Origin of the sequence: Pantoea sp. SJZ147, assembly GCF_007828605.1 — a bacterium.
Lineage (GTDB): Bacteria > Pseudomonadota > Gammaproteobacteria > Enterobacterales > Enterobacteriaceae > Pantoea > Pantoea allii.
Genome location: NZ_VIVB01000013.1, coordinates 102,589 through 124,307, shown reverse-complemented (window position 1 = coordinate 124,307; position 21,719 = coordinate 102,589). Strand labels below are relative to the sequence as shown.

Sequence of the window (21,719 nt, the reverse complement as noted above, 5' to 3'; positions counted from 1 at the left end):
GGAAACCCTGCCATTATTCTCTTCAAGTAAGGGTAAACATGTACATCATCAGATTTGTACTTTATATGGCCTTGTTATGCGCCAGTCTGAGCGTTAATGCAGGCGGTATTGGTGTAGGCGCTACCCGCGTTATTTATAATGAAAATGCTAAACAAGCATCGCTTTCTGTCACCAATACGGATACAGCCGCAGTCTATTTAATTCAGTCATGGGTTGAAGATGACGCCAGCAATAAAAGCAATGATTTTGTTCTTACACCACCGCTATTCATTATTCAGCCCAATAAAGAAAACCTGTTACGCATCATTTTTTCTGGCGAGAAGCGCCCGTCCGATCGTGAAACCTTATACTGGCTTAATGTCAAAGCGATACCATCGCAAAATAATAACACCGAACCTGATAGCAGCAGCCTACAGTTTGCCATCGTCAGTCGGCTAAAACTATTTTATCGCCCCAACAATCTTCCATTAAGTAGCAGCGAAGCCATTAAAAAACTGCAAACCACCCGACAAGACAGCCTGGTCACCTTTAATAACCCAACGCCTTATTATATCAATGTCGCCAATATAAAGAGCAAAAATCAATTTCTTGAAACAAGAAGCATCACACTTGCGCCTTTTGGTAAGACAAGCATTGATATTGCTCCGGCAAAGGAGATGACTTATCAGGTTATTAACGATTACGGCGGTATGGAGCCTGTCGTGCATGTCAGATAAATTGAAAACCGGAGATTAAGATGAAATGTTATGGAAAACTGGCATTGATTGTTCTGATACATTTCCCCTTTCAGGCCACCGCCAACTATAAATTTAATCCTGGGCTGATTGATTCAACAGTCTCATCTGTAGCCGATCTGGAAAACTTTCAAAATGGCAATGTTATCGCGCCCGGTATTTATTTAGTTGATATCTATCTGAACAGCGATTATGCCACTTCGGCGGAAATAAAGTTTATTGAGAAAGGTAAGAACATTGTTCCATGTTTCGATGAGAAAATCCTGGTCGCTGTCGGGATTAATACCCGTGACATAACTAAACCCGGCGCCTGTATTTTCATAGAAGATGACATACCAGGTTCTCATGTTAATTTTGTGCCAGAGAAGCTAAAAGTTGAGATTAGCGCGCCACAATCCGTGCTTTTCAATACCGCGCGAGGGCACATACCCAAAACGCGGTGGGATCACGGTATCCCAGCGTTACTGCTTAACTATCGATACAGCGGCTCAACCGGCAAGGTCAATCACTATGACGCGGAAAATCATTTTCTGGCCCTGGATAGCGGTGCCAACCTCGGTGCCTGGCGCTTAAGAAATAATTCAACCTGGACGTTTAATGAAACCCACGATTCGCGTAACAGCGAATGGAAAAACATCCGCACTTACTTACAACGTCCGCTGTTAGACTTCGACAGCATCATAACAATAGGTGAATACAGCACGTCCAATGCGATCTATGACACCTTCAATTTCAGAGGTCTGCAAATTTCGTCGGATGAGGCGATGCTGCCTGACAGCCGTCGAGGCTTTGCACCCGTGGTCAGAGGCATAGCGAAAACCAATGCCAGAGTGACGGTGAAACAAAATAACTATGTTGTTTATGAAACCTACGTTCCTCCAGGGCCCTTTGAATTAACCGATCTCTACGCCACGGGAAGCAGCGGCGATCTGACGGTCAACATTACAGAAAGTGATGGGCAAGTTCAGTCTTACACCATGCCTTACTCTTCTCTGCCGGTATTACAACGAGAAGGTAGCATCAAATACAGTCTGACCTCCGGGAAATACCGTGGTCTGACAATGCAAGATTCACCGGAGTTTTTTCAGGCCACGCTTATTGCAGGTTTACCCTATGGAATGTCTTTCTATGGCGGTGGTCAGTTAAGCGATAATTATAAAGCTTGGTCATTGGGCTTAGGCATGAACCTGGGCTTTATGGGCGCAATTTCGGTTGATGCAACCCATGCCCAGAGTACGTTAGCCGATAAAAGTCAGCATGCCGGAAACGCCTATAAGTTTCAGTATGCGAAATCGCTGAACACCTCTGGCACAACGTTCCAATTATTAAGCTATCGCTTTACCACTGACGGATTTTATAATTTTAGTGATACCACATGGAAAAAAATTGACGGTCGTGGTTTCAATACAGATGGCTCGTTGAATCTTGATACAACTTATAACCTACGCTTTGCCCGTAAAGGTCAACTTCAGGCCAGTTTATCTCAGGATCTGGGTGAATTCGGTTCTGTCTATCTCACCGGTTTAGAACAAACTTACTGGAACATGGGAAAGAAAAACACGACGTTACAGGCCGGTTTTAATACCACACTTTACGACATTACCGCAGGACTGGCTTTGAGCTATAACCGTAATCCGTGGCAAATGGAAACGGATAAACGCCTATCTTTATTATTTTCTTTGCCGCTGGATAAATTTACCCGGAATTCCGCCCCTCACACTGCACGCCGGGCCTGGGCAACGGCTGGAACACACTATGATGCGAAAGGGAATTATACCCATTCGACGGGAATTAACGGGGTTGCGCTGGAAAACAGAAACCTCAGTTATAATCTTCAACAATCTTACAGCAATAATGGCCAGGCCTACGGCGGGAGTGCCGGGCTGACCTACAACGGAGCCTATAACGCCGTCACATCAAATTACAGTTACAGTAAACACTATCGTCAGGCGAGTATTGGGATTGATGGCGGTGTCATTATTCACCAGGAGGGAATAACCTTTGGTCAGGCGCTGGGGGACACCAATATACTTGTCGATGCAGCAGGTGCCTCAGGATTATCCGTTGAAAACAGAACGGGCGTTAAAACCGACTGGCGCGGATATACCTATCTTCCTTACGCCACCGCATACAGAAATAACCGCATTGCGCTCGACCAGTCAACACTGCCGCCAGATATCACACTGGAGGAAGCGGTTAAAAATACGGTGCCGACTCAGGGTGCGCTGACGCGCGCTAAATATGATGTCAGGAAAGGGCTTCAGGCGTTATTTACGCTGACGCAAAATGGTAAAGCCCTGCCGTTGGGTACCCTTGTGACAGTAAAAGACCCTGCGATTAGCAGCATTGTCGGCGACAACGGCAACGTCTTCCTTTCAGGTATACCGGAAAGTGGAACGCTCACGGCAAGCTGGGGAAGCCGTCAGGATCAACGCTGCAATCTGCGCTTCGATCTTTCCAACATCACATCAAACGGCATTATTATCAAAAAACATCTGAGGTGCGAATGATCAGAATTTTACTTCTTCTCCCCTTACTCTGTTGTTATTCATCCACACATGCCTACGATATTGTCCTTCAGATAAATGGCATTATTTCAGAAAATGGTTGTGTGGTGGACAGCAACGCCAGAGAGTTGTCGGTTGACATGGGTACGGTGGCAAGTCGTGATTTTACTGCGGGCCAGTTAACGTCAGAACTGGTGCCTTTCAGTATTTATTTACGTAACTGCTCGTCGTTGGCCTCTGGCGTTAAAGTCACTTTCGAGGGCACGCCCGATCTGGCAGACAGTTCGTTGCTGAGGCTCACTGAAATGAATGAATCAGCCAGTGGCATCGGCATTGAAATTCTGGATAAAGAGAAAAACCCGATCCCGTTAAATTTCGCTTCAGCACATTATTCGCTGACACCCAATTCAGACGCAGAGCTGAAGTTTTACTCTCGATATAAATCAACCGCAGCGGTTAAGCCCGGCATGGCTAATGCCACCGCAACTTTTAACCTTGAATACGATTAAACGTGTTAATAAAGCAGGTTTCTATGAATAAGTTGATCATCCTGATTTTTATTATTCTGGTTAGCGCTCACCCGTCGGTTTACGCCTATGAGACAGACAGTTCCTGTGAGATAACCGTACCCGCCATTTCAGTCAATATGAGTAATCAAGCACCTTCTTCGGCAGGCGTTGATTTAAGCGGCTGGAATACAAACGCATGTGGGCAAACACATCGGGTAGGCACATGGCAATATGGCTGGTATGACACCAGCAATCTTTCCCCCACCGGTATCAGCTACAATGATGGCTCGGGTAATCATTCAATATACAGAACAGGCATCACCGGCATTGGGGTCGTATTAAAAGCCAGAATGGTACCTAATACGATTTCTGGCGCATCCAGTCTCGGCATGTTACCCATTGGCTCTGCGGAAACCAAACTCACTTCTACATCGCTTTTGGGTATTTCCAATGTCCAGACCACCTTGCAATACAAATTTGTCACGACAGGCGAAATCATTTCCCCCAACGTTTACAGCATCACGTTTAGCGCTGGCAGAGCACAAATGAGAGACTTACTCAGCGCTACTTATCCCGTGCTGGTGAATGCCAATATCAGCTCACTGGCCGTGAATAACAAAGGCTGTGACATTATGACGCGCAGCCTTGTCGCGAATATGGGCGCCGTGGGAACGCAGCAACTGCCTAATATTAACAGCGTATATGCTGGTGAACCGGTAACCATTAATTTGCAGTGCGATGATAATGTTATCGTTGAGGCTATTTTCAGTGACTTAACGAATCCGGCAAATACGACCACCACCCTGAACTTAACCGGTGAATCAGATGCGCAAGGCGTGGGGGTTGAGCTTTTACTCAATAGCAGTACGACACCGGTTCAGCTCAGCTATCCGGCAAGGTATGGCGGTGCGCCGGGCAGAAACCTGATCAAAACCGCATCGGAGGCCAGTAATCTCTCTTTCCAGGTGACACCACGCTATATCAGAACCGGAGACCTGACACCCGGCGTAGCCAATGCCACCGCAGCGTTGACGTTTGTTTATAATTAATTAGAAAACCAGCACCAGGGATCATAACAGGCAGCCCAACCTGAGGTTGGGCTGCCTTTGCTTTATTTCGTTTCACACGCCGTTGGCCAAGGCTTTGCCGGCGAGTTGAACGGATGGTACTGGTAGCACCAGGTTTCCGACACCACGTTGCCCTGTGCTTTCAGATAAAGCTTAAGCTCTACCGGATCACCGTCCCCCGCCACCAAATCAAACTGTGCCAGCCAGTTGCCTGAATCGTCCGGCAATTTAGACACGAGCACGTTGTCAAACGTGCCACGCGACGCAGAAAGGACGGCTTCTGGCGACACGCCTGACGGCAGATGGTTGAGCACATCGCCACGGAACTCGACGGCAAACTTACGGCTGTCGTGCGGACGGTCGGAACCCGGCACACCGCCCCTGCCCAGTCGGGTCGCACCACAACGCGCCAGGGTGGAAGGATAAGGCTCATCGGCCAGCCAGTGCAGTCGATAATGGAAGTGATGCTGTTCGCCCGCTTTAGCCGGAGATTCTGGCACCCACATGGCCACGATGTTGTCATAGATTTCATCGTCAGTCGGGATTTCCACCAGCAGCACCGAGCCTTTGCCCCATTTGCCGATGGGCTCCACCCAGAGATCGGGCCGCCGCTCATAGTGAGCCGCATCAAGGTAGCTGTCGAACGCTCTGTCCTTCTGGAGCAAACCAAATCCTCGCGGATTCTCGTCGTTAAAGCTCGACGTCACCACGCGTAAAGGATTGTTGAGTGGTCGCCAGATATGTTCGCCGCTGCCGGTCCACATCGCCAGGCCGTCTGAATCGTGCACTTCCGGACGCCAGTCTGTGCCTGCGCCTTTGACCGTTTTTGAAAACCAGTACATTGAGGTCAGAGGGGCGATCCCGAAACGCTGAACGTCTTTACGCAGGAACAACGTACATTCGACATCCTGCACCACGCCTTTGCTGCGGTGCAGGATAAATTTATAGGCTCCGGTGATGCTCGGCCCGTTGAGCAGCGCATAGACGGTCAGGTTTTTGCTGTCATCTTTAGGCGCTTCAAACCAGAAATCCGTAAAGTCAGGAAACTCTTCATCCATGCCGGGCTGAACGGTATTCAGGGCGATGCCACGCGCGGATAATCCAAACTGGCCCAGTTCGCCGATGGCGCGGAAATAGGAAGCCCCCATAAAGGATATCCAGTCGTTTTGTGGATTCGTTTTTAACGTATCCTGACTGGCCAGCACCCGAAATCCTGAAAACACGTTACCTTTAAGCGGAGGCAGCTTGACGGTTTTGTCCGTGGTGGTGAAGTAATCAATATTTTGTATGATTTCGCGCGCGGCGTTATTTTCAACAACGTGCATTTTCACCGGCATACGGTGTAAACCGTTGACCATAAAAAAGGTAACAGGAAACCGTCCGGCGTTTTTAAACAGCGCATAGTCCGGTTTGTAGACCGTTTTCATGTAGGCGTCATAGGTTATGTTGGATAACAATGACGGGTCGAATTCAGTGGGCTTTTCGTAAGGTTTAGCCGCCAGCGCTTTGGCCTGGGCAATTAAGGTTTCAAAGTTAAATGCTTTGCTATCACCCATTTTGAGAACACCTGCTGCGATAGCGCCAGGGGAAATGCCTAATGCAGATAAGGCAGCAAAAGCCCCGGAATAAGTCAGTAAAGTCCTTCTTGTAACCATGATCCACCTGTTTTTTTAATACTCATTCAATGAATTCGCGCCATGTGCGGCAAAATGGTGAGCTGATTGCTGCCGGTAAGCCGCCTTCAACTATAGCTGAGAGAAACCTTTGCCTCTCAAACAGATGACAGGCTATCACGTCAACATGTGGGATGAGCGTATAGCGCGGCAGCAATTAATTGCATGGGATTTGCCTGAGAAGTGAAAGCATTCAGCGAAAGGGCCTTTGTCTTCTTAACGTGATGAACAGGTATTTATCAGGTTAAGGTGCCGCAACGCAAAACCCCCGCTTGCGCGGAATTTGCATTAAGAACGCAAAACTGACCGGTAAGCCGCGTACTTTTATGAACAGCGTCGTGTACAGTCATTCATCGCCTTCTCGCCCCGCCCCACAAAGCAAAAACCCCGCTTGCGTGAGGTTTGCATTAAGACGGCGGAACTGACCGGTAAGCCGCGTGCTTTTATGAACAGCGTCGTGGACAGTCATTCATCGCCTTCTCGTCCCGCCCCACAAAGCAAAAACCCCGCTTGCGCGGGGTTTGCATTAAGACGGCGGAACTGACCGGTAAGCCGCGTACTTTTATGAACAGCGTCGTGGACAGTCATTCATCGCCTTCTGCACCACCCCACAAAGCAAAAACCCCGCCTGCGTGAGGTTTGCATTAAGACGGCGGAACTGACCGGTAAGCCGCGTACTTTTATGAACAGCGTCGTGGACAGTCATTCATCGCCTTTCTGCACTGCACCACACCACCCCACAAAGCAAAAACCCCGCTTGCGCGGGGTTTGCATTAAGAAGTCGAAACTGACCGATAAGCCGGGTTCTGTCGTGGACAGTCATTCATCTAGGCCAGCAATCGCTCACTGGCTCAAGCAGCCTACCCGGGTTCAGTACGGGCCGTACCATGTGAACCCCTATTTGGCCTTGCTCCGGGTGGAGTTTACCGTGCCACGGACTGTTACCAGCCGCGCGGTGCGCTCTTACCGCACCCTTTCACCCTTACCTGATCCCATTACTGGGCCATCGGCGGTTTGCTCTCTGTTGCACTGGTCGTGGGTTTCCCCCCCAGGCGTTACCTGGCACCCTGCCCTATGGAGCCCGGACTTTCCTCCCCTTCGCCCGTCTCCTTCAGAGAAGGACGACGACGAAGCGGCGACTGTCTGGTCAGCTTCGGCGCGCATTATAGAGGGTTTAGCTCGCGCTGTCACGCCCGGCGCGCAGGCAACGCGTCAGGCTTATGCCTGTTGCTCCAGCGCGTATTTATAGAGCGCATTCTTTTTCACCCCGTGGATCTCCGCCGTCAGCGCTGCCGCCTTTTTCAACGGCAGTTCCTGCTGTAACAGCGCCAGCGTGCGCAGGGCTTCCGCGGGAAGCGCCTCTTCGTCGGGATGATGGCCTTCAACAATCAGCACCATCTCACCTTTACGGCGATTTTCATCCTCTTTCACCCAGACCAGGAGCTCACCCACCGGGGCGCCATTCAGGTTTTCCCAGGTTTTCGTCAACTCACGCGCCAGCACCACATAGCGGTCGGCACCCAGTTCCGTCACCATGTCCTGCAGGCTGTCCAGCAAACGGTGCGTGGACTCATAAAAAATCAGGGTGCGCGGCTCCTCAGCCAGCGCCCGCAGGGCATCACAACGCGCCTTGGTTTTGGCGGGCAGAAACCCTTCGTAACAGAAACGATCAGACGGCAATCCCGCTGCGCTTAATGCTGTTATCGCTGCACAGGCACCAGGTAAAGGAACGATGCGAATCCCGGCCTCACGGCAACGGCGGACAAGGTGATAACCCGGATCGTTGATTAACGGCGTGCCAGCATCCGAAACCAGAGCTATGCTTTCTCCCTGTTGCAGCCTGGTTAGCAAGATTTCTGCTTTCTGCTGTTCGTTGTGGTCATGAAGTGCGAAGAGTCGCGCATTGATGGCGAAATGTTGTAGCAACAGTCCGGTATGACGTGTATCTTCCGCTGCGACCAGATCGACGCTGGAAAGTACCGCTAGCGCCCGCTGGGTAATGTCAGCCAAATTACCTATTGGGGTTGGCACGATGTAGAGCGTGCTGGCGGAAATGTCTGCCCGATCGAGTTGTTTCATTGTTTCATCCGAATTGCCGATTTAATATTGAGCATCTTGAAAAAAACATCACTGGATACAGTATGCTTCCTTCAAAAATCGTTCGTCATAAAGCAGGACGCTTTGTGCCTGTCCTTCTTGCTGGTCTGATTTTAGCCGCGTGTAGCGGCCAGGGCCCCAAAAGCCAGTCCGTAGATATTCAGGGACCCGTTACCAATAATTCTGCCTACTATCTGCAGCAGGTGCAGCAAAGCAGCGATGATAGCAAGACCGACTGGCAATTACTCGCAATCCGCGCCCTGCTGAAAGAAGGAAAATATCCTCAGGCTGCGCAGGCCATCGATGAACTGCCTGCTCAGCTTTCCGATAAACAGCAGCAAGAATTACTGCTGTTGAAGGCCCAGTCGCAGATTGGACAGCAAAAGATTGCCGATGCTCAACAGGTCCTGAGTCAGGTGAAAACCAGTGAGCTGTCTCAGGATCAACTGGCCCGCTACTTCGGTTTACAGATTGCCAGTGCGCAGGGTAAAACATCCCTGGCCCTGCTTCGCGCCTATATTGCGCAGGAGCCATTGCTGAAAGGTGATGACCGCCAAAAGAATATTGATGCAACCTGGCAGGCGCTGACCCAACTGTCGCAGCAGGATATGAATTCGCTGGTGATTAATGCCGATGAAAACATTCTGCAGGGCTGGCTGGATCTGCTGACGACCTGGCATGCTAATGCCCAGGATGCCACTATGCTGAAGTCAGCTATCAAAGACTGGCAGACGCGCTATCCGGATAACCCTGCGGCAAAAACCCTACCGACCCAACTGAGCCAGGCGCAGAACTTCACCAAAGCCTCGACCAGCACCATCGCGCTGCTGCTGCCCTTGAACGGTCAGGCGCAAATGTTCGCCAGTGCTATCCAGAAAGGGTTCAACGACGCGAAAAACGGTACCCTTGCGACCGCCCCGCAGGCGACGCCGGGCAGTGCACAAGATCCTATCGCGATGAATCAGCAGCAGCCTGCTGGTGCGAACGCGGTCGTCAGCCCGTCAGCAAATCCTGCGGCAACGCAGCAGGCCAGCAACGGGCAGCAACCGGCCACGACGCAGCAGCAGCCCCAACAGCAGCAACAGCCCGCTGCCGAACCGGCCAGCAATGCCCAGGTGAAGGTTTATGACACCAGCAGCCAGCCTGTCGCGCAGGTGATGCAGCAGGCCCAGCAGGACGGTGCCACACTGGTCGTCGGACCGCTGCTGAAAAACAATGTTGAATCCGTCGCGAACAGCCAGACACCGCTGAACATACTGGCCCTGAACGAGCCAGAGCACATCCAGAACCACCCCAATATGTGCTATTTTGCGCTGTCGCCTGAAGATGAAGCGCGCGATGCCGCGCACCACATCTGGGATCAGGGTAAACGTCAGCCGCTGCTGTTAGTTCCGCGTAATGGTCTGGGTGATCGTGTGACGGCAGCCTTTACGAAAGAGTGGCAGTCGCTGGGTGGCAGCACCGTGCTTCAGCAGCGCTTTGGTTCTGTTTCAGAGCTCAAGCAAGGCATTAACAGCGGTGCCGGTATCAGCATGAGCGGTACGCCGGTTGTCATGCCATCGTCTTCTCAGCCGCAAAGCGTATCCATTGCTGGACTGAATATTCCGGCACCTCAAACCACTGCTCCGGCAGCCAGCAGTGGCGGTGCGATAGACGCCGCCTACATCGTCTCGACTCAGGATGAACTGCAGCTGATTAAACCGATGATCAGCATGCGTACCGGTAGCCGCAGTAACGTTGCGCTCTATGCCAGTTCGCGCAGCGCGCAGGCGGGAGCAGGCCCGGATTTCCGACTGGAAATGGAAGGACTGCAGTTCAGTGATATTCCTCTGCTGTCCGGCGCTAACCCGGCGTTGATGCAGCAGGCCGCAAAATCGTTTAATAACGACTATTCGCTGGTGCGCCTGTACGCAATGGGGATTGATGCCTGGACGCTGGCTAACCACTTCAACCAGATGCGTCAGGTACCGGGCTTCTCGCTCGACGGCAATACCGGTAAGCTGAGCGCCACCACTGATTGTGTGATCAACAGGAAGTTGACATGGAACCAGTATCGCCAGGGCAATATCGTACCGGCCAGCTAAACCGCCGCCGTACGGGTGCCGAGCATGAACAACTCGCCCGCCGCTATCTTGAGCGGGCGGGGTTAACATGGGTCGCCAGCAATGTTTACTATCGCGCAGGTGAACTTGACCTGATAATGCGAGACAGACAATGTTGGGTGTTTGTCGAAGTGCGTTACCGACGTAACGCCCGATTCGGCGGCAGTCTGGCCAGCATTACCCGACAGAAACAACACAAGCTGCTGCGTGCCGCCTCTCTGTGGCTGGCGCAACGCGGCGGCAGTTTTGAAACAGTGAATTGCCGTTTCGACATCATTGCCATTACCGGCACGGCGCTTGAATGGTTGCCGAATGCCTTTAATGCAGACGTTTAGAACCAGGTGGTCGTGTGCAGGAAAGAATTAAAGCGTGTTTTACCGAAAGTATTCAAACTCAAATCGCAGCTGCAGAGGCGTTACCCGATGCCATTTCGCGGGCAGCGATGACGATGGTGCAGTCACTTCTTAACGGTAACAAGATACTGAGCTGTGGTAATGGCGCGTCGTCAGCGAATGCTCAGCACTTTGCCGCCAGCATGATCAACCGCTTTGAAACCGAACGCCCCAGCCTGCCCGCACTGGCATTAAGTGCGGACAACGTGATGCTGACGGCAATCAGTAACGATCGCCTGCATGACGAGATCTATGCCAAACAGGTGCGTGCGCTGGGACAAACCGGCGACGTGCTGCTGGCCATCTCTACCCGAGGAAATACACGGGACATCGTGAAGGCGGTTGAAGCCGCCGTCACGCGCGATATGACTATCGTTGCGCTTACCGGTTATGATGGGGGCGAATTAGCCGGATTGCTGGGACCGCAGGATGTGGAAATTCGTATTCCTTCACATCGCAGTGCTCGCATTCAGGAGATGCATATGTTAACACTCAACTGTTTGTGCGATCTGATTGATAACACCTTGTTTCCCCACCAGGAATGACGGAAGGAGCACCAATGAAAGCATTGAACGCTGTAGCCATTGTTTTAACCGCCATGCTGCTGCAAGGCTGCGTCGCGGTAGTTGCTGGTAGCGCCGCTGTTGCGACCAAAACCGCCACCGATCCCCGCTCTGTCGGGACGCAGGTTGATGATGGCACGCTGGAATTACGCGTCAGCAACGCGCTGGCAAAAGATCAGCAAATCAAAACCGATGCCCGCGTCATTGCCACCGCCTATCAGGGCAAAGTGCTGTTAACCGGCCAGGCACCCAGTCAGGACATTGCCAACCGCGCGAAACAGATCACCATGGGCGTTGACGGCGCAACCGAAGTGTATAACGAAATTCGGATTGGGCCGAAAGTCAGCCTTGGCACCTCATCGTCTGACACCTGGATCACCACCAAGATCCGTTCGCAGCTGCTGGGCAGCGATCAGGTGAAATCGTCAAGTGTGAAAGTCACCACGGAAAACGGTGAAGTGTTCCTGTTAGGCCTGGTGACGCCAGACGAAGCCAAAGCCGCCGCAGATATTGCCAGCCGGGTCAGCGGCGTGAAACACGTCACTACCGCCTTCACGATGGTGAAATAACGCTGCGTTAGCCGCTGTCCAGACCTGCTGCTGCCGCACACAGAAAAGCCGCACCCTTTCGGGTTGCGGCTTTTTTTATATGGCAAACAAACGTTAACCGGCTCGCCGTGCGGCTGAACACTGCGCTCAACCAGCGGTGTTATCCGCTGCCATCACCCGAGAAACATCAGACCGGGATATCAATCACCAGCGCGCGGGTCGGCGTTATTGCCGACAGCCACAGCTGCTGCTCTTCCTGCAAAAATGCGCCATCGCCACAGCCCAACTGTTCATGGTGCGCAGCACCCGCTGAGGCCTCTAACGCGCCGTGGATGGATTGCAGATAGGCGCGCGCGCCCTGAAGCGGCACCAGGTGTTGTTCCCCTGCTGCCAGCTCAAGCTGATGAATCCAGACCTGCTGTCGCAGCTGAAGGCTGTTGTCGCTGCCATCGGGGGAAGCCAGCAACTGTGAACGCGTTCCGCCAGACAGGGTGATTTTCTGCATACGCGGGTTTTCACGTTCCGGGCAGGCTGCCAGCCAGAGCTGCATGCGCGTTAACGGGCGATCTTTACTCGGGTTAAGTTCGCTATAGCTCACGCCAGGCTGCGCGGAGAGGAGCAGCGCCTCACCTTCACTCACGGTGATGTGATTGCCTTCGCTGTCACGGTATTCCGCCTCTCCCTGCAAAACGATGTTCAGCACATCCACCTGAGGATAGGTGCGCGGCTGAAAAGCCGCGCCAGGTGCCAGAACTTCCTGATTTAAAACGCGTAAGGAGGCATAACCCATCAATTTGGGGTCGAAATAGTGGCCAAAAGAGAAACTGTAGCGCGCCTGTAACCAACCGTAATCGGCCTGACCACAAGCGGATGCACTGCGTGTCGTAATCATTCTTTACCTCCTGCATCCGTCGGCAAGGATCGACGACGGGTATGATTCCTTTATGGTAAAAGTCTGGACGCCGGATTGTTAGCCAGTTAATCTGCCCGGCATATTCAAATTTCCTGACAGAGAACCGGGATGGCTAAAGATCGTGCGTTAACCCTCGAAGCATTGCGTGTGATGGATGCTATCGATCGCCGTGGCAGCTTTGCCGCCGCCGCCGATGAGTTAGGGCGCGTGCCCTCGGCGCTCAGCTACACCATGCAGAAACTGGAAGAAGAGCTGGATGTGGTCCTGTTTGACCGCTCAGGCCACCGTACCAAGTTCACCAATGTAGGAAGAATGCTGCTTGAGCGCGGTCGGGTTTTGCTGGAAGCCGCCGATAAACTCACTACCGATGCCGAGGCGCTGGCGCGCGGTTGGGAAACCCAGCTGACCATCGTCACGGAAGCATTAATCCCTACCGATGCGCTGTTTCCGTTAGTCACTAAGCTGGCTGACAAGGCCAACACGCAGATTTCCATCATGACAGAAGTCCTGGCGGGGGCATGGGAAAGGCTGGAACAGGGGCGGGCCGATATCGTGATTGCACCGGATATGCATTTCCGCGCCTCTACCGAGATTAACACCCGCAAACTTTACAGCATCATCAGCGTTTACGTTGCCAGCCCGGACCATCCGATCCACGACGAACCTGAACCGCTTTCAGAAGTCACGCGGGTGAAATATCGCGGTATTGCCGTGGCGGATACGGCCCGTGAGCGCCCGGTTCTGACCGTGCAACTGCTGGATAAGCAACAGCGCCTGACCGTCAGTACGATGGATGATAAACGTCGCGCGCTTCTGGCTGGTTTGGGCGTGGCAACCATGCCTTATAACATGGTGGAACAGGACATTGCAGAGGGACGCTTGCGGGTGGTCAGCCCGGAGTATTCCCGCGAGGTCGATATCATCATGGCATGGCGGCGTGACAGCATGGGGGAAGCAAAAGCCTGGTGCCTGCGCGAAATCCCCCGCCTGCTGGCAAAGAAAAATTAACCTGACGAGAACGATCCCCTGATGTTTACAGTCGACTCAGGCAGTCCAGCGCGACGGTTTTAAAACAGGCAAAGTCGCTGCTGTCACGTAAACGCGTCATGGCCCGCTCGCGCATAAACGTCACAAACAGGTCGTAGATAGCCATCGCTTCTTCATACTCGTTTTTGCTGATCGCCAGCAGGAATATCACGTAAGCCGTATCGTCTCCCCAGGGAATACCTTGCGGGGCCAGAACGGTATAGACGACCGTTTTTTTCGCCATCAGGCCCAGCGAGTGCGGTAGCGCGATGCCCTCACCCAACATGGTGCTGACAATGGCTTCACGCTCCTCGACGGAGGCATAAAACGCGTCGTCCACCACGCCTTCCGCTTCCAGCTGATGGCACAATAACCGGAACAGCGCAGACTGAGTCATCGGCTCGTCGATAATCCTGAAATGACGGGCATCAAAAAATTTCTCCAACATATAGGGTCGGGTGCGATCGACCAGCACCAGCTTACCTATCTGCTCCAGCTGAAATTCCGTGGGGAAAGGCGCCACCACGACAACCGGTTTCTCTTTTTCACTCAGCCGCGTGGTGGAAATCACAAAATCTTCTTCGATGCGCTGACGGGCTTCATATTCACGCTGCGACAGGCACTGGGTGACCTGCAACTGCGGATAGTTACGCATCAGCATGGCTTCTATCATGCGGAGCGTTGAGTTGCCGCTGTCGCACACCAGCAGTACCTGAGGGTGACGCTGATAGCCCACATCATAATGGCGCTCCAGCCCGACGCCGATGTGGAGCACCAGAAAGCCAATTTCATTTTCGCTGATGGTATAGGGCGAATATTTGCCCCAGCTGGACACCGCCGCCAGGGTCACGTCATAGGCCATCGGATAATGCTGTTTGATGTTGCTTAACAGCGGATTGGGGATATGGATCTGGTAACGCACCCGCGTGATCATGGTTTTAATGTGGGTCAGCAGATCGGCCCGTAGCTGTGGATCGTTCTGGAGATTGTAATAGTAATGGGTGTTAATAAAACTGAGCAGGTAATCAACCAGCGCATCCGCATCGTCCGCATTAATGGCGCTGGGGGCCATGTCCTGAATACGTCGGGCGGCGATATTTACCCGCAGCCAGCTCTCTTCCGCCGGAGAAATGGGTTTTGCGATGAGCGGCCGCAGCGCATGAATCAGGGTTTGCGCCGACTCGCGCACGTCATCACCGATCTCTTCCGCCTGGGGATCGCTCAATGGGTAGCCTTCATTGATACGACGTATCGCCACCGCGCAGTAAAAGCGCAAATAGCGCTCGCCTTCATCGCTGAGGCGGATATTGTGCTGGGTAAAGCTGCTTTGCAGCAGCGGCTGCAGAGTGTCCAGCAGGCCGTTTTCCAGCGATTCCGGCACAATCAATGGGCTGTCCGGCTGCTCTTGCTCGATCTGAATCAGCAGATCGGTTAAGCAAGTGCGGATCGCCACTTCACTGCCAAACAGTTTCATGCCGTGATGGGGTTTACTTTCGATGCTCAACTGATAACGCCCGAGCCAGTCGCGCACGTCAGCCATATCATTTTGCAGCGTGGCACGGCTGACAAACCACTCCTCCGCCAGGTTTTCCAGCTTCAACGAATAAGCAGCGGTCAGAAAGCGCACCAGCAGGTAGCGGATTCGGTCGTGTGAAGTACGCGGCACCCGCAGCGGTGCGCGCGTTTGCTGTTGCAGCACGTTAAAACGCTGCACATCGCTAATTTTAAGCTGGTAACCCGCCCCGCGATTCAACACAAACTGCGCCCCATGCTCCTGTAGCAAGGCGTTAAGCGCGGTGATATCCGTTCGTACGGTGCGCGTTGATACAGCGAAGCGCCGCGCCAGTTCATCCTGGGGCAGCGTTTCGTTTTTCAACGCGTCAAACAGTTGCGCAAGGCGCTGATTAGGAAATCTCACGTTGGGTTACCTGCTGCAGCCATTAACAAGGACGAGGTAAACGCCAGACTGCCAAAAACAGACGGCAGCGTTATCATGCCTGTGCGCCGTCATCACGTCCATGAAGCGGCGCACAGGCCTGGACTCAGTCCAGCAGACCTTTACAGATGGCCAGTAGCTGACGCACGTCTTCTATGCGGGTTTCGCCACTGGCGCTGTCGATGATCGAACTGTAAACATGGGGAATCACTTTGCTTACGCCAGCATCCAGGGCAATGCGCAGGATCAGCCCGACGTTTTGCAGATCGATCCCGCCCGTGGGTTCCAGCCAAAAATCCTGCTTCGCACAGGCTTCGGCGACAGCGCGGAACTCCTCTGCCGTCGCCAGCCCGCCCATCGGGAAATACTTCACGGAACTGCCGCCCATGTCTTTCAGGAGCGCAATCGCGGTATCGACCGGCACAATGCCGTCGCTGGCCTGTGAGCTGAGCGGCCCGGTGGAAATCTTCACTTTACCCGGCGTCCCGGTGGGCGAAACCAGCCCGTTGACCACCGTTTGTGACTGACCGAGCAGCGCACGACTGGTGCCCACGCCGGTGAACACCTGATTGACGTGCTGCGGCTGCAGCACCGCTGCAATCTCACTCACCCTCTGCGACATACGAGGATCGCCCGCCCCCAGACCGATGGACAGCGCGTTATCAATCAGCGCGGCGTATTCGCGCATATCCGCAATGGCGGCGTCGTTGCTGGTGTAATTTTTCGATAAGACGCCAACCAGGACGTGCCCTTCTGCGGCCTGCCAGATAGCGCGGGCATTCTCTTTTGAGCCAGCCAGCACGTTAAGGCACAGGCGGTCCTGATAAAAATTTGGGGTGAGCGTCATGCTATTTTTCTCCTGTTAACAGCGCCTGAATGCGGGTGAAAATAATATGCAACTGGTCAGCACTGACGCTGCGCACGTCGGCCTCAATAATGCCTTCGTTGGCCTTGTAGCCACGGAAGTAAATGGCGATATCGCCGTTTTTCAGGGCCTGCACCAGGTCGCCGGTTTGGTGCCCGATCGCGCGTTCATCAAAGTGAATTTCTGCACGGGCAATGTCACGTCCGGCGGCATCCCACACAACGCGGGCGCTCACGCCGTTCAGCCCGTTGAGGTTGTTGATAAAAGGCGTCATTTTTTCCACCATCTGCGCGCCGGTGGTTTTTGGCTGGGTCAGGTAGGACTCAATCGCCTGCGTCAGTCCCAGAATGCCCTCTTTACCGACTTTCATGGTGCGACCAATGCCGTTGCTCTGGCGCTTCACCCACTCAACAAGCTGATGCTTCCCGATAACCAGGCCGCTGGTAGGGCCTTCGATGGCTTTGGCTCCGCTGTAGATGACCAGGTCGGCACCCGCCTGGTAATAACACTGCAGATCTTCTTCTGCGGCGGCATCCACGATAAGCGGCACGCCATGCTTACGTGCCACCTCTGCCGCCTGCGCGACGCTCAGGTGGCTCTTTTGCACGCAGTGATGCGACTTCACATAAAGAATGGCCGCCGTCTGGGCGGTGATCGCGGCGGCAAGCTGCTGTGGAGAGCACTCATTACTGTAGCCGGCCTCCACAACCCGACCGCCGCCCAGCGCGATCATGCTGCCGACGGGCGCGCCGTAATTCACGTTATGGCCTTTCGGCACCACGATGTCATGCGCTACGGTTAGCGGTGCCGTGTGCAGGTTATCCAGCAGCCAGTCATCGTCTTTTACAATCACCGCCGCCACGCTCTGGGCGATGCCCGCTGAGGCACAGGATACCACCAGCGCATTTTCTACCTGCAGCAGCCTGGCAATGTAAGCGCCGGTCTTATCGACCAGATCCTTGACTTCAAAATAGTGCTCCAGGCCGTACTCAACCGTCTCAACCACGTCGCGGGCCGGTGTGGACACGCCAAGGATGGTCATGCGCCCAGAGGCATTAATGACCTGCTTCAGGCCATATTTCTCATACAGTGAAGACATTGTGTTTTTTCCCTTCTTCAGTCATCCAGCACTCACCAGCGACGATCGCCGCCAGTGGAATAAGTTGGCGATCGCCCTGTTCGGTCAGCCCTTGTGCATCCACAAATGACACGGGTTCCTGCGCCACACGGAACAGGGTAAAGTCGGCGTCATAGCCGGGTTGGATACTGCCTTTGCTGTGCAATCTCAGCCCGCTGGCCGCCTGATGAGTTACGCAGGCAATAATCTGCGGCAGCGTCATCCCCACATTGAAAAATTTCGACATCACGTGCGCCAGGGTATAAACCGGCCCGTTCAGGCGATTGCGGCAGTAGATATCCGAACTGATGCTGTGCGGCAGAATGCCCTGCGCTATCGCCGCGCGTGCCACCTCAAAGCTGAAGCTGGCACTGCCGTGGCCGACATCAAGGCGCACGTCCCGCGCCAGCGCATTTTTCACAGCCGCACGGAGCTGCCCGTCGGGCGTCAGAATGCGGTTCGGCTTGCCGTTGTAACAATGGGTGATGATGTCACCGGAGGTCAGTAACGCGGCGATTTCATCCAGGTTCGGGGGATTGTTACCAATGTGTACCATCAGGGGCAGGTTGCCATTTTCTTGCTGAATCGCCTTTGCCAGCACCAGCGGCGTGATGCCGTTTTCGCCCACCACACTGCTGCTCATTCGGGCTTTGAACCCCAGAATAAAGTCAGGATGACGCCGCACCGCATCGGCTATCGCCGGGCGATCAATCTGCGTCATATCCGCCAGTTCATTTTGGGTAACAATGCCGGTGCGGGCGATGTTCAGCAGGGCGTAGACCTGGGTGGTGGTGGCCCGCGTGATCTGCCAGAAATCATCGATGTCGTCTGCCCCTGTACTGCCGGCATCCACAACGCAGGTTACACCGCACGCCACACCGACGTGGTCAGGGTGATCGTGATAGATCGGCGAGTTGGCGTAGCAGTGCACGTGCGAATCGATCCAGCCAGCGCTAAGATAACAGTCCGCCGCCAGCGTTTTTTCCACTGTTGCCCTGCCGCTCACCTCGCCTGCGGCGGCAATTTTACCGTCGCGTATGGCGATATCGATCAGACTGTCATCCGGCAAACGTGCCCGACGCAGAATCAGATCGTACATAGAAACCTCCTTTGGCTCGCCCGATCGGCCTGAACCGATCGGGCATCGCCGCGATCAGATCGCGACCGGAAAAATCGCCCCCAGGATCATCGCGCCGAGGATCGCCCCGCCGGTGATCGGTTTATTCCACAGATAGAACACCAGCGCACCCAGCAGTGAACCGAGGCCAATCGGGATCGAGGCACCCATGGCAGCCAGAATAATCAGCGGCCCCAGAAAGCGTCCTGATGCATTGCCCGCGCCCATCATCACGTCCGCACCATAGGTACTGTTGCTTTGATTAATGGTGAATTTACGCGCCAGAATGATGACGTAGCCTATCGCCACACCAATAACCAGACCGGTGACCAGCGAAGCCGCAAAATTCGCAACCGGGAAGACAAAACCCGCACCCAGCAGCAGCGCGGGCACGCCCAGCCCGACGCCGGTCTGAATCGCCCCACCGATATCCAGAATCCCGACCAGCGATCCTTCTATGATGCGGGCGAACAAAAAGCTGGCACCGAAAGCGGCAACCGCACCATAAACCCCCGTATCAATGCCCGCGCGTAACATAGAGACGAAAGCCACCTCGTTGAAAGCCCCGATGCCGTACAGGTAGTACATATGGGTGCCGGCAAACACGCCGGAGGAGAGCAAACCGACAAAAATCGGGAACGACCAGTCGGCATACCAGAAACCTTTGTTTGATTCTTCCATTGCAGACGCTCCGTTATTTGCCGCTCAGGCTGTTATGAATACTGTCGAGCCAGCCAGGAATGCCAAGCTGGAAGGATTGCAGCATCTTCATATCGAAACCGCGGAAGAAGGCGCTGAGAACAAACAAGGCGACGATGGCGCTCATCATGACTTTGGTCACTTTGTTCCAGCCGCTCTCTTCAACCCCTTTACCAATCAAAATGCCCAGCACCAGGCCCGGTACGGCATTGCCCATAATCAGCTGTGCCAGACCGCCAAAGATGGTGGCCCAGAAGCCCGATTTTTTACCGGCATCAATCGCCGCCAGCCAGAAGATCACCGGCATAACCGTGTTAACCAGCAGATTGGCGGCCGGTACCAGAACCTTCACCGCCGTGACCTGCAGGGCCGCTGGCACAGCAGAGGCGGTCGAGTTGAGAAAAGCGACCACCACCATGCCGATGATGCCGCAGGCGATAGCCATCTTTTTAGGATCGTGCAGCGTTTGCGCGACATTGCGGTTTTTAACCATGATTGCCGCCGCGCCCCAGTTGGGAATGATGCGGTGATCCACATCCTGGGTGAATGCGCCAGCCGCCACAGAGGAAGCCCAGGCATTAAAGAAGAACCCCAACCCAAAAGAGAAGTGAGAAGCAGGATCGCCTTCACAGGAGTTGAGTTCACCCAGTGTGCGAAATGCGCCCATACCTTGTGTCGTCGGCGCATGGAACATGCGGGCGGCACCTGCACCCACACCGACGCCCACAAGGCCGCCGATAATTAACGACTTGAGCAAAATGATGAGAAACATCCTCTTTCCTTATATAAGTTGTTTGAGGCGAGGTTTACACGCGGGTGAAGTCGACTTTGTCACCGTCCAGACAGGTCACATTGATGGTGACCTCCAGGTCGACGCTGAAGTGCCTGCGCTCACGTGCCAGGAAAAAGAAAAGGAATTTTTCAGTTGTGACGCGTTCCAGTGCACGCACCACCTTTACGTCCTGCGGTTCAATGCGCAGCAGAATCTTATTGGCGTTGCGCAGGACTTCGTGCTGTACCCGGCTAAGCGCATCTGCAAAGGCTTTCGCTTTGGTATCGCCCTTACCGCTTACGGCAACCGAGGTTGTAAAGGTCTCTTTCATTCCTTATCCACCGTGTTTTTTGCGCCAGGCCTGAACCAGACGTTCACCCAGCTCTTCTTTGTCCATAAAGCCAAAGCCCAGCACGTTGGCCCCTTCATTAATGGCGGTCACGCCTTCGTCAACGGAGCGCATGCCGTGTTTGGCCTTATAGCCATATTTGTTTTGCGCCGTAATCGCACCTGCACCGCCGCTGCCGCAAAAGGAGATACCAAAATCCGCCGCCTCTGCTTTCATGACATCGCCCAGCTTCATGTCCGCCGCGACACCGGGCACGACAACCGCACGGCCACCCGCTTTCTCTACGCCAGCCGCGACTTTCTGTCCTTTACCTAAACGATCGCCAATCACTACGGTTACCATATGTCTGTTCCTCTCATGGTTGGAAAATTAGTCGTTCTTCGCTACTTCAAAGTGGACGGAGAGCAGCCAGGCTTCTTCTGGTGGTAAATTGCCAAACAGATCCACCACCTGCTGCGCCAGCGCCATCGACTCCCTGGAGATTTCATCAAACAGGTCAGCCTCAACCTCTGGCAGACTTTCCCCGGTCACGGATCGCAATGCCATGGCCCGCACATGCGAAGCCAGCATCTGGATCTGCACGGCATTCGGCTGGATGGATCGCTCAGCAAAAAGCGCCCCAATCTGCGACATCACGCGATCCGCCAGGGCCTGAATAGTTTGCTGTTCGTCTTGTGACGCATTCATCGCTACCGCTCCATTACACATACTCATCGTCTGCTTACCGTTACGC

21 protein-coding genes and 1 other RNA gene are annotated in these 21,719 nt (G+C 53.8%); 9 read left to right on the top strand and 13 right to left on the bottom strand.

All coding sequences use genetic code 11. The features are described 5' to 3' along the window. The first annotated feature begins 38 nt into the window (after positions 1-38). Genes FBY13_RS18655 through FBY13_RS18640 form a run of 4 tightly spaced genes read left to right on the top strand, consistent with a single transcriptional unit; the run spans position 39 to position 4,799 of the window. The gene (locus FBY13_RS18655) at positions 39-716 is read left to right on the top strand and encodes a molecular chaperone (RefSeq protein WP_096011223.1); all 678 of its coding nucleotides are present in this window, start codon (positions 39-41) and stop codon (positions 714-716) included. Between the two features lie 20 nt (positions 717-736). After that, positions 737-3,244 carry a fimbria/pilus outer membrane usher protein gene (locus FBY13_RS18650; RefSeq protein WP_145394852.1) on the top strand — a complete coding sequence of 836 codons (2,508 nt, stop codon included), beginning with the start codon at positions 737-739 and terminating at the stop codon, positions 3,242-3,244. Beyond that, the gene (locus tag FBY13_RS18645) at positions 3,241-3,750 is read left to right on the top strand and encodes a fimbrial protein (RefSeq protein ID WP_145394851.1); all 510 of its coding nucleotides are present in this window, start codon (positions 3,241-3,243) and stop codon (positions 3,748-3,750) included. Before FBY13_RS18650 ends, FBY13_RS18645 begins: the two co-directional genes overlap by 4 nt. 23 nt (positions 3,751-3,773) lie before the next feature. Further along, the gene (locus FBY13_RS18640; protein ID WP_145394850.1) at positions 3,774-4,799 is read left to right on the top strand and encodes a fimbrial protein; all 1,026 of its coding nucleotides are present in this window, start codon (positions 3,774-3,776) and stop codon (positions 4,797-4,799) included. A 62-nt stretch (positions 4,800-4,861) separates the two neighbouring features. On the opposite strand, the gene FBY13_RS18635 is transcribed toward FBY13_RS18640, so the two are convergent. From FBY13_RS18635 to rsmI, 3 genes are all read right to left on the bottom strand, one after another. Next, complete coding sequence (locus tag FBY13_RS18635) at positions 4,862-6,472, bottom strand: glucan biosynthesis protein (RefSeq protein ID WP_145394849.1); 1,611 nt, start codon at positions 6,470-6,472, stop codon at positions 4,862-4,864. Positions 6,473-7,269: 797 nt separating this feature from the next. Further along, positions 7,270-7,645: RNase P RNA component class A (gene rnpB / locus FBY13_RS18630), an RNA gene on the bottom strand. A 63-nt stretch (positions 7,646-7,708) separates the two neighbouring features. After that, positions 7,709-8,569, bottom strand: coding sequence for a 16S rRNA (cytidine(1402)-2'-O)-methyltransferase (gene rsmI / locus FBY13_RS18625; protein ID WP_145394848.1), 861 nt, complete (start codon positions 8,567-8,569; stop codon positions 7,709-7,711). Positions 8,570-8,631: 62 nt separating this feature from the next. Here rsmI and FBY13_RS18620 point away from each other — a divergent pair, with 62 nt between their 5' ends. Genes FBY13_RS18620 through dolP form a run of 4 tightly spaced genes read left to right on the top strand, consistent with a single transcriptional unit; the run spans position 8,632 to position 12,213 of the window. Then, positions 8,632-10,671 carry a penicillin-binding protein activator gene (locus FBY13_RS18620; RefSeq protein ID WP_145394847.1) on the top strand — a complete coding sequence of 680 codons (2,040 nt, stop codon included), beginning with the start codon at positions 8,632-8,634 and terminating at the stop codon, positions 10,669-10,671. Next, positions 10,629-11,024, top strand: coding sequence for a YraN family protein (locus FBY13_RS18615; RefSeq protein WP_063877364.1), 396 nt, complete (start codon positions 10,629-10,631; stop codon positions 11,022-11,024). The genes FBY13_RS18620 and FBY13_RS18615 overlap by 43 nt, the downstream gene beginning before the upstream one ends. A gap of 14 nt (positions 11,025-11,038) precedes the next feature. Further along, positions 11,039-11,626, top strand: a complete 588-nt coding sequence (gene diaA / locus FBY13_RS18610; protein WP_013027345.1) for a DnaA initiator-associating protein DiaA — start codon at positions 11,039-11,041, stop codon at positions 11,624-11,626. 14 nt (positions 11,627-11,640) lie between these two features. After that, the gene (gene dolP, locus FBY13_RS18605; RefSeq protein WP_063877365.1) at positions 11,641-12,213 is read left to right on the top strand and encodes a division/outer membrane stress-associated lipid-binding lipoprotein; all 573 of its coding nucleotides are present in this window, start codon (positions 11,641-11,643) and stop codon (positions 12,211-12,213) included. Between the two features lie 166 nt (positions 12,214-12,379). Here dolP and FBY13_RS18600 read toward each other — a convergent pair whose 3' ends face one another. After that, positions 12,380-13,084 carry a pirin family protein gene (locus FBY13_RS18600; protein WP_063877366.1) on the bottom strand — a complete coding sequence of 235 codons (705 nt, stop codon included), beginning with the start codon at positions 13,082-13,084 and terminating at the stop codon, positions 12,380-12,382. Positions 13,085-13,213: 129 nt separating this feature from the next. On the opposite strand from FBY13_RS18600, the gene FBY13_RS18595 reads away from it, so the two are divergent. Next, positions 13,214-14,113: a LysR family transcriptional regulator gene (locus FBY13_RS18595; RefSeq protein WP_063877367.1), complete on the top strand. Its 900-nt coding sequence runs from the start codon at positions 13,214-13,216 to the stop codon at positions 14,111-14,113. Positions 14,114-14,138: 25 nt separating this feature from the next. Here FBY13_RS18595 and FBY13_RS18590 read toward each other — a convergent pair whose 3' ends face one another. From FBY13_RS18590 to FBY13_RS18550, 9 genes are all read right to left on the bottom strand, one after another. After that, positions 14,139-16,049, bottom strand: a complete 1,911-nt coding sequence (locus FBY13_RS18590) for a transcription antiterminator (protein WP_145394846.1) — start codon at positions 16,047-16,049, stop codon at positions 14,139-14,141. Between the two features lie 124 nt (positions 16,050-16,173). Then, positions 16,174-16,914 (bottom strand): KDGP aldolase family protein, encoded by a 741-nt coding sequence (locus FBY13_RS18585; protein ID WP_145394845.1) that lies wholly within the window; start codon positions 16,912-16,914, stop codon positions 16,174-16,176. Position 16,915: 1 nt separating this feature from the next. Then, the gene (locus FBY13_RS18580) at positions 16,916-18,031 is read right to left on the bottom strand and encodes a DgaE family pyridoxal phosphate-dependent ammonia lyase (protein ID WP_063877370.1); all 1,116 of its coding nucleotides are present in this window, start codon (positions 18,029-18,031) and stop codon (positions 16,916-16,918) included. Continuing rightward, positions 18,015-19,148, bottom strand: coding sequence for an amidohydrolase/deacetylase family metallohydrolase (locus tag FBY13_RS18575; protein WP_145394844.1), 1,134 nt, complete (start codon positions 19,146-19,148; stop codon positions 18,015-18,017). The genes FBY13_RS18580 and FBY13_RS18575 overlap by 17 nt, the downstream gene beginning before the upstream one ends. A gap of 54 nt (positions 19,149-19,202) precedes the next feature. Continuing rightward, positions 19,203-19,847 carry a DUF4310 family protein gene (locus FBY13_RS18570; protein ID WP_013027353.1) on the bottom strand — a complete coding sequence of 215 codons (645 nt, stop codon included), beginning with the start codon at positions 19,845-19,847 and terminating at the stop codon, positions 19,203-19,205. Between the two features lie 13 nt (positions 19,848-19,860). After that, positions 19,861-20,637 carry a DUF4311 domain-containing protein gene (locus FBY13_RS18565; protein ID WP_063877373.1) on the bottom strand — a complete coding sequence of 259 codons (777 nt, stop codon included), beginning with the start codon at positions 20,635-20,637 and terminating at the stop codon, positions 19,861-19,863. A 34-nt stretch (positions 20,638-20,671) separates the two neighbouring features. After that, the gene (locus FBY13_RS18560) at positions 20,672-20,968 is read right to left on the bottom strand and encodes a DUF4312 family protein (protein WP_063877374.1); all 297 of its coding nucleotides are present in this window, start codon (positions 20,966-20,968) and stop codon (positions 20,672-20,674) included. A 3-nt stretch (positions 20,969-20,971) separates the two neighbouring features. Continuing rightward, positions 20,972-21,328: an SFCGS family glycine-rich protein gene (locus tag FBY13_RS18555; protein ID WP_063877375.1), complete on the bottom strand. Its 357-nt coding sequence runs from the start codon at positions 21,326-21,328 to the stop codon at positions 20,972-20,974. A gap of 27 nt (positions 21,329-21,355) precedes the next feature. Further along, positions 21,356-21,700, bottom strand: a complete 345-nt coding sequence (locus FBY13_RS18550; protein ID WP_370513243.1) for a glycine dehydrogenase — start codon at positions 21,698-21,700, stop codon at positions 21,356-21,358. Positions 21,701-21,719 lie beyond the last annotated feature (19 nt).